Raw genomic sequence first — 8,645 nt, forward strand, 5'->3', positions numbered from 1 at the left:
GAAAATCAACATCATTAAAACCTTCGGGTAGCTGTGGTCGACGAGACATCTGTTCTAGATAATGCATGGTAATGATGCCTAAGCATAGTTGGCGGCAGCTTAAGGATTTAGAAAATGCGATTGGTATTATATCGTGTTGATCACCGGTTAGCTTAATAGTTACCAATACTATTTAACAGGGAAAATTCATGCTGGCAGTTACTCCCGGCATTGCCAGTATACAGCCCATCCATGGGTATTCCCCGAAGATTGCCCCCCGGTAACTGCTCCTGCGTTACTCTATCTACTGCATCCGTACAGTCGTGCATTTCCGCGATACCATCCTTCCCTGGATATAAAAAAGCCAGAGCTTTCGCTCTGGCTTGAGGTAAAACAGCTTATCCGGTCTATAAAGACACTTTAGACAGAGTAGTACAGATCAAACTCTACAGGGTGAGTTGTCTGACTGACGGCAAGACATTCTTCCTTCTTGAGTTCAATATAACCATCGATCATATCGTCAGTGAATACACCACCTGCTGTCAGGAACTCACGATCAGCATCCAGAGCAGCCAGAGCTTCTTCAAAGCTTGTAGAAACCGTTGGGATCTCAGCAGCTTCTTCTGGCGGCAGGTCGTACAGGTCCTTATCCGCAGCATCGCCAGGATGGATCTTGTTCTTGATACCGTCCAGACCGGCCATCATCAGGGCAGCAAATGCCAGGTATGGGTTTGCAGTCGGGTCAGGGAAACGTACTTCAATACGACGGGCCTTAGGGCTGTTCACGTATGGAATACGAATAGAAGCAGAACGATTGCGGGCAGAGTAGGCCAGCATTACCGGAGCTTCGAAGCCTGGGATCAGACGTTTGTAGGAGTTGGTAGATGCATTGGCAAACGCATTGATTGCCTTGGCATGCTTGATAACACCACCGATGTAGTACAGAGCTTCTTCAGATAGACCGGCATAGCCGTCACCAGCAAACAAGTTCTCGCCGTTCTTGGACAGAGACATGTGAACGTGCATACCAGAACCATTGTCACCTACCAGAGGCTTAGGCATGAAGGTAGCCGTCTTACCGTAAGCATGAGCAACGTTATGCACTGCATATTTCAGGATCTGAACTTCATCAGCTTTCTTTACCAGGGTGTTGAACTTAACACCAATTTCACACTGGCCGGCAGTACCGACTTCGTGGTGATGAACTTCAACTTCCAGGCCCTGGGCTTCCATGGCATCACACATCGCAGCACGCAGGTCATGCAGGGAGTCAACCGGTGGAACCGGGAAGTAACCACCCTTCACTTTTGGACGGTGACCGATGTTACCACCTTCAAATTTGGCGTTGGAAGACCATGCCGCTTCTTCAGAGTTAACTTCGTAAGAAGCACCAGAGATATCAACACTCCACTTCACGTCGTCAAAAACGAAGAACTCTGGCTCAGGACCAAAGAAAGCGGTGTCAGCAATACCAGTAGACTTCAGGTACTCTTCGGCACGCTTGGCAACAGAACGTGGGTCACGCTCATAACCCTGCATGGTTGATGGTTCAACGATGTCACAACGCAGGTTCAGAGTAGCGGCTTCAGTAAAAGGATCGATGGTCGCAGTGCTGTCGTCAGGCATCAGAATCATGTCGGATTCGTTAATGCCCTTCCAGCCAGCAATAGAGGAACCGTCAAACATCTTGCCAACTTCGAAGAATTCTTCATCCAGTTCGCTGACAGGAATTGATACATGCTGCTCTTTACCTTTAGTGTCGGTAAAACGCATATCAACCCACTTAACATCATGTTCTTTTATCAGGCTAAGAGTCTTCGACATTTATTATTTCCTCCAGAGGACAAACACCGCGCTGGCGACGAATGCTTCGGATCAGGCGGTTTACTGATCAATCTCTTCGCTTTCGGTCTCATCAACGAGCAGTAGCTAAAGAAATACGCTTGCTGGAGCTATAGCAATTGCTATGCCACAATTTGCAACTCCATCAGACGGGATGGGCAAAATTAGTGCTCTCCTGTGAAAAATCTGAAAAAAAGACAAAAAACGAGTAGAAAAAGACCATAAAGCAGTCAAATAGCAGCCCAGCCAGCTAAATTATTGTTCACTTTTCGCCTTCAGATTCATACACAGCACATAACTTTCTGACGCTCTCGCACCTGAATAATGCATGGCACGGTAAGATCAGAACAGGAAATACCCAATACAGTGCAAGAAAACATTAGAGCGCACCAAATAGGTGCGCGCAATTTTTCCGGACACCCGTCTCACAAAACAGCGGCAGATAGTGTACCCCCTTTGAAAATGGATTTGCAGTTTTACTTACACTGATAGAGACATATACCAACCCCCGCATCCATACAAGCCGGTTTTACCAAGAATATACCGCGACATGCCACAAGGGTGTCCAGAGCACCCGGTTATTCGGTATAATGTACAGTTAATTAATGTTTAAACTATCCGCCCCACCTGCCCGGACTATCCAGCCCACAAGGTCTCCTGATCCATGAAGTTCATCATCAAACTGTTTCCGGAAATCACGATTAAAAGTGCCCCGGTAAGAAAACGCTTTATCAATATGCTGCGAAAAAATATTCGCACCATTCTCAAGCGCGTGGATGAGAATATAGATGTCTCGGGTGTATGGGATCATATTGAAGTCACGACCAGTAGCAGTGATGAAATCCTGGTGGCAGAGGTCAGTGATCTGTTAAGCCATATTCCGGGGATTGCCTACTGGCTGCAGGTTGCAGAGCACAAACTGGTCAGCCTGGAAGATATTCTGGAAAAAGCCATAGAAGCCCATTCAGAAACACTTGCTGGCAAAACATTCTGTGTTCGCTGCAACCGAAACGGCAAGCACGACTTCCAATCCATTGATGTAGAGCGCTTTGTCGGTGGCGGCCTGAACCAGCAGACCGAAGCCAGCGGGGTGAGCCTTAAAAACCCTGAAATAACCGTTCGTATTGATATCAAAAATGACCGCTATTTCATGACTCAGAAACGGGGAGAAGGTCTGGGAGGTTATCCTCTGGGATCTCAGGAACCGGTTCTCTCTCTGATTTCAGGTGGTTTTGATTCGACTGTCTCCAGTTTCCTCACCATGAAACGCGGCATTCGTACCCACTTCTGCTTCTTCAATCTTGGCGGACACGCTCACGAGCTGGCAGTAAAAGAAGTGGCTTTCTACCTGTGGAACCGCTTTGGTGCTTCTCACCGGGTTAAGTTCGTTACCGTACCGTTTGAAGGCGTAGTTGAAGAAATTCTGACCAAAGTGGATAACTCCCAGATGGGCGTTATTCTGAAACGGATGATGCTCAGGGCTGCCAGTAAGGTAGCTGAAGAAATGGAAATGGCTGCACTGGTCACCGGTGAAGCTATTGGTCAGGTTTCCAGCCAGACACTACCCAATCTTGCGGTGATTGACTCGGTAACCGATGCCCTGGTACTCAGACCTCTGATTACCATGGATAAGCAGGCAATTATCGATATATCCATACAAATCGGTACCGAAGAGTTCGTTCGTAATATTCCGGAATACTGCGCTGTTATCTCCAAGAACCCGACAACCCGGGCAAAGGAAGAAAAAATTGCAGCGGAAGAGGAGCGGTTTAACTTCGAAGTACTTGAAGATGCCATTCAAAGCCGACGAATGGTCTCTATCCACGATATCATTGCAGATGATCTGACCCGTGAAGAAGTTGAGGTTGTTAATGAAGTTCATCAGGGTGAAGTGATTATCGATATTCGCCACCCGACTGAAGAAGAGATTAAACCATTTACCATGCCAGGGCGTGAAGTGGTGACCATCCCCTTCTATCAGCTAAGAACACGCTTCCCTGAGCTGGACAAAGATCGTCATTACCTGCTCTACTGCGAAAAAGGTGTAATGAGCCAGCTTCACGCCATGCACCTTCGTGAAGAAGGTCATGAAAATGTTGGAGTCTTCAACCCAAAAGCTGGGCAATAATTTTTAACCTCAATACGCTTTCCAGGAGTATTGTGGATCAGAACGGAGTAGACACGGATGAAGCTGGCCCTGATAGCCGCAGTGGCAGATAACAATGCCATTGGTATCAACAATAAAATGCCCTGGTACCTGCCAGGAGACCTGCGCTACTTCAAGGCTGTCACCATGGGCAAGCCCATCATCATGGGTCGGAAAACCTTCGACTCCCTGAAAAAGCCTCTGCCTGGCAGAACTAATATCATCATTACCCGGGATAAAGACTGGACTCATGAAGGTGTCAAAGTAGTTCACAGTCTGGATAATGCGATTGCACTCGCTGAAGATATCGCCCTGATCAATGGTAACGAAGAAATCATGGTCATTGGTGGTGAGCAGATCTATCGACAGGCCATTGACCGAGCTGACCGCCTTTACCTGACCCGGGTGTATCAAAGTTTTGACGGTGACGCCTTTTTCCCGGAAATCAACCAGCAAGAGTGGCGGGAAATCTCCCGGAAGGACATTCAATCTGAAGATGACCAGCCACTGACATACAGTTATCTCGTGCTCGATAAAGCCTGAATAGCAGCGCATATCGTTTCTCCCTCCCCTGAGCACAAGCCACATTTCCTGCAATCTCAGTTGCAGGAAGTGCCCTCTTTCTGAGGTTCTGATTGTCTATAGTTAACTGAACAGCTAGCCATGTTGCATGGAAAGGCTGCCTTTTGCCTATCCTGTTCTCAGGACAGACAAGGCATTATTTTTATTGAGCCAATACAAGCTTTAAATAAGGGTTACCTTAGGGAATGAGGAATGCCCCGTATACCATCAGCAGACCATATATCTTCACGTGGGGCAGGATTTCCTCTATCTGATCCTGGTACAGGTCAACACGCCACCAATATTCGGAAAAAAAAAGCTGCCACAAACACCATTCAGGTGGCTGAGCGTATTGAATCCAAGCACTGGCACAACCGCTTAATCTCTTTCTGCAAGAAAAAAATAAATCGCATTATTCACCCCCCACAATCAGTGAAAGTGAGTGATCTGGTTGACGACCTCACAAAACACAATCCTAAAAACCCACAGAAAGTACTCGCTGCATTAAAACTGCATACAGGCCGATCCGTCAAACTGCATCGGTCAGAAGATGGCAGATTGGGTATTTCGGATGGCAAAGTCGCTATCAGCACAGAAACGATAGAAGCTGTCGTCAAATCCTCTCAACTCAGCAGTATGGATATGGCCTATGAGTATTTACGCAAAGGCGAAAAACTACCTGAAGGTTTCCTGCAACAAATAATCATACCCCATATACAGAGAAAAATTCGTTTGGCAATGCAGTATGAAAAAACTTCCAGGTTACCAGTCATTCAGCAACAACTTCAGGGAAGGCAACAATATGGAGTTCGTCCTGAACAACAATACAAATATATTAAAGACTTATTAAAAAAGGCCGGTATAGACGATGAAAAATCGTTCACTTTTGAACGAATGCTTGAATTTAAAAAAGAGTTGCGAAATAACCTGGCCCTACCCATTGAGGAACAAAAATCAGCGACAGATAATAATGTACAAGGAACTGATCATGTAGGGCTCACTGATCAGCAACCTACTCCCCCTCAGCTACCTGAGCCGAGGAAAACTGGTCACTTTATCGAGAAAGAAGATCGTAAGCATATTCAAAAGCTTGCTTCAGGAGAGCGTTTTTTCTCAAAGATACACCTTAAAGACATTGGTAATAGAATAAAGAGAGCACTCCTCCGTAACAAACGAAACCAGATTATCATTTTCTTTGGCCTTGTTGCAGGCGTCATTCTTGCCGCTATTTTTCCACCCGCTGGAATGGCCATTGGCATTGCCATTGCTGTCGGGCTTGTCACTGATATTGGTTACCTCGTTTTCTGGTCCACTGGTACAGCACTCTGGCGTAGAGTCAGGATGATCAGAGGACTAAAACAAATAAAAAAATACGCTGATTTTGACTATACCAACTTTGATAAATCAAATGACAAGAAAAGAAAAAAACTGATAAAAAAACTTCGCTATCGATGTACGCACAAAACCTTTACAGAGATATACAATGCTTATGCTGAACTCGAAAAACAAGCAATAAAGATCGAAAAAATGGCAGAAAAAGAAAATAAGACATTTACAGAGACTATTGCTTTAGAGAAAGAGAGAGCACTGTATTCTGAACGAAGAAAAAAGCTGAAAGCAAATTTATTTTTCTTTGACAAACTTATTGAAAACGTAGTTATCAGTCGTACCATTCTTGAAAACCGGTATATAAATGATCTGGAAGAGCTATGGAATTCAAAATTTAAAGACATGCCCCCTAAAGAAAGGGAGGAACTGTTCAAGAGCGTTTCCAGAAAAAAGCAATTAATTATTCATGGCCATCAAATAAAAACTGGTGACAAATGGATGCAACGAATCATTCCTCACTGGATGAATCGTTCACGAAGTATTGAAGATCAACCGGCCCCTGATGAAACAGCAATTGAACCCACAAAAGTATCTGCTGCATTCAAATCAGCCGGGGTTTTGAAAGAGATGGCTCAGGATTTTTTCTATAAACAGATCAAAAAAACGTTATTTGCTAACCTGGTTAACGTTTTTAAGATCGCTGGGAGAAGAGGGAATACTCTCAACATCACTCCTGTAGCTCCCAAGGTCACTTTAGATGGAGCCTTGTGCTTTGTGGCTTTCTTTTTTGCTGAAATGGCAGCCGACCATGCAAATACCAAAATCAATGAAAAGAGAATGGCAAAAATTATTAAAAAGCAGCCTGATTATACAAGACAATTATTCGGTAAACGGCTAAGAACAGGTCGCGAGGAAGTTGGTACACTACGCTCACTGGCCAAGCAACAGGTGGAGCCGATGATTGATCACTTGCTCCAGTCTATAGCATCAATGGAAGAAATTGGCGAAAAACTGGAAGATGCCAAGCAGCGAAGTGAACTTCTCAACAAAGGATCATTTGGGGCGATGAGTAATGAAGATGCGGCCATACTTATCCTTAAACACGCAGCCTTGCAACAGTTGCTTGATAAAGAAATTAATAGTGCATTCGGCACATTCCATCGTGTTGTTCAGGAAAAAACGTTCAACTGGAATAAAAAAGTAGCCAGAAAACTCATTGATAATAGTGCCCAGGTTATTTCTTCGGCATCTGAAGGCCCGGGACGCCGGCGCACACCACAAGCAGCCGGGGCAACAGACCTGCCCCCCCATCCCCACGATGAAATTCAGCGGTTGTCATCAGAGGATTTCTTACGATTTATCCGAGACCGCCCCTGTGGCCGTCTGATTCTCAGATTTCGCAGGGGAGAAATATCGGAAGGTCTGGCACTAAAAGAAATCAGAGAGCTTGGTAACCTGGACGAACTGCGTGACTTAAGAACCTGGATTGCCAAAGCGCAAAAAGAAGGAAGTTACCAGAAGCATGAAGAGACTCTTAATCTATTCAATAGTATTATTACCTACATCATTAATACCAAGTATAAGTCTTCTCCCCTCCAACACCCAACTGGAAACCAGCGCCCAATTGATCCGGTTTAGCCACACACTGGTTGGATGGCCAGTTGGTAGGGGCTGTTGACGTTTCGTTACGTGCTCAGTGGCCCAGAAAAGCGTCATATACACGAAAGGCTTGCGCAGCGTGTAGTTGTTCTACATCAAGCAAGTCTGACAAAGCAGATGGCGTTTTTGGGGCCACCCGTCGGGCGGCCCCTATGACTTCGTTGCGGCATTTTGAAAGGCAGCTGGCCTTTATGCCCTTTAGAGTACTCCTGCAATGCCACGCCTCTTCATAGAAGCGCCCGATCCGCTGAGTTCTCAACTAAACATCAACAGACCCTAGCCCCTGGCCAGGGCTTTCTTCACTCAATATGTGACCAGATAACCTTGGTCTATGCACAAAAGTTCGGAAAACAACAATACGAACCGGTAGTTATACCAACCTATAATCGACAGACTATTTATAGGAGAACACAGCCTTATGTTTGTACGTCGTCTGTTGGGTGCACTGCTGGTATCAACTCTGGCCATGCCAGTTATTGCTGACAACACATTGGTACTGCCAGAGAAAACAAAGCTGCTGGTTCTTGATGGTAAGGATGCTGATAAACTGAATGGCAAGAAGGATCTTTCTCTTGGCAATGGCCGTCACCAGTTGGTATTTCAGCTGAAAACACTGGTCAGGGAAGGTGGTGACACCAAAATGTTCACTTCCAGCCCATATATCATGACATTTGACCTGTCTGGCGATCAGGCCTATACCATCAATGCTCCAAAATTGAAAACAGCAAGAGACACCGATAAACTGTCTCACTCGCCAAAGGCTCAATTCTCAATTACCAATGCAAAAGGTCAAACTGTTCCTTTTGAGTTCAGTGTTATTAATAAATCTGGCCTTTTAATCGGGGGAGACACGGTTGAGGATATCCAGAAGTTTAACCTATCTGATAGTCCGGCTGCTGTTCGGGAAATGGCAGGAACCATCTATATTGCTACTCCACAAGGCATCTCATATCAGGTAGCTCAACAATCCCAGCCTTCTGTCATGCCAGCACCTGCGACGGCTGTCATCACCGGCGTAAAAAGTCCTCAAAACACCAGTCCAAAATGACCTGTCGTTAAGTATAGCTTTTTGGGGTGGTCTGCAAGTCTGATAGTTCCAGAAAGTTAAATATTTTACTAAGCTGACTCT

The 8,645-nt window shown here is 45.5% G+C and carries 6 protein-coding genes; 4 read left to right on the forward strand and 2 right to left on the reverse strand.

Features of this window, described 5'->3' with window-relative positions; genetic code table 11:
• Positions 1-152: 152 nt before the first annotated feature.
• Together AK963_RS33435 and glnA are read right to left on the reverse strand one after the other, a co-directional pair.
• Positions 153-308 (reverse strand): hypothetical protein, encoded by a 156-nt coding sequence (locus tag AK963_RS33435; RefSeq protein ID WP_175404598.1) that lies wholly within the window; start codon positions 306-308, stop codon positions 153-155.
• Positions 309-399: 91 nt separating this feature from the next.
• Complete coding sequence (gene glnA, locus AK963_RS21915) at positions 400-1,803, reverse strand: glutamate--ammonia ligase (protein WP_066017555.1); 1,404 nt, start codon at positions 1,801-1,803, stop codon at positions 400-402.
• A 682-nt stretch (positions 1,804-2,485) separates the two neighbouring features.
• Between glnA and thiI the strand changes: the two genes are divergently transcribed.
• The 4 genes from thiI (at position 2,486) to AK963_RS21935 (ending at position 8,564) form a co-directional block, all read left to right on the forward strand.
• Positions 2,486-3,949 carry a tRNA uracil 4-sulfurtransferase ThiI gene (thiI, locus tag AK963_RS21920; protein ID WP_066017556.1) on the forward strand — a complete coding sequence of 488 codons (1,464 nt, stop codon included), beginning with the start codon at positions 2,486-2,488 and terminating at the stop codon, positions 3,947-3,949.
• A gap of 57 nt (positions 3,950-4,006) precedes the next feature.
• Complete coding sequence (locus AK963_RS21925; RefSeq protein WP_066017557.1) at positions 4,007-4,510, forward strand: dihydrofolate reductase; 504 nt, start codon at positions 4,007-4,009, stop codon at positions 4,508-4,510.
• Positions 4,511-4,741: 231 nt separating this feature from the next.
• Positions 4,742-7,495, forward strand: coding sequence for a hypothetical protein (locus tag AK963_RS21930; RefSeq protein WP_066017558.1), 2,754 nt, complete (start codon positions 4,742-4,744; stop codon positions 7,493-7,495).
• Between the two features lie 439 nt (positions 7,496-7,934).
• Positions 7,935-8,564 carry a YccT family protein gene (locus tag AK963_RS21935; protein ID WP_066017559.1) on the forward strand — a complete coding sequence of 210 codons (630 nt, stop codon included), beginning with the start codon at positions 7,935-7,937 and terminating at the stop codon, positions 8,562-8,564.
• Positions 8,565-8,645 lie beyond the last annotated feature (81 nt).

The organism is Endozoicomonas atrinae, assembly GCF_001647025.1.
GTDB classification, from domain to species: Bacteria; Pseudomonadota; Gammaproteobacteria; order Pseudomonadales; family Endozoicomonadaceae; genus Endozoicomonas; species Endozoicomonas atrinae.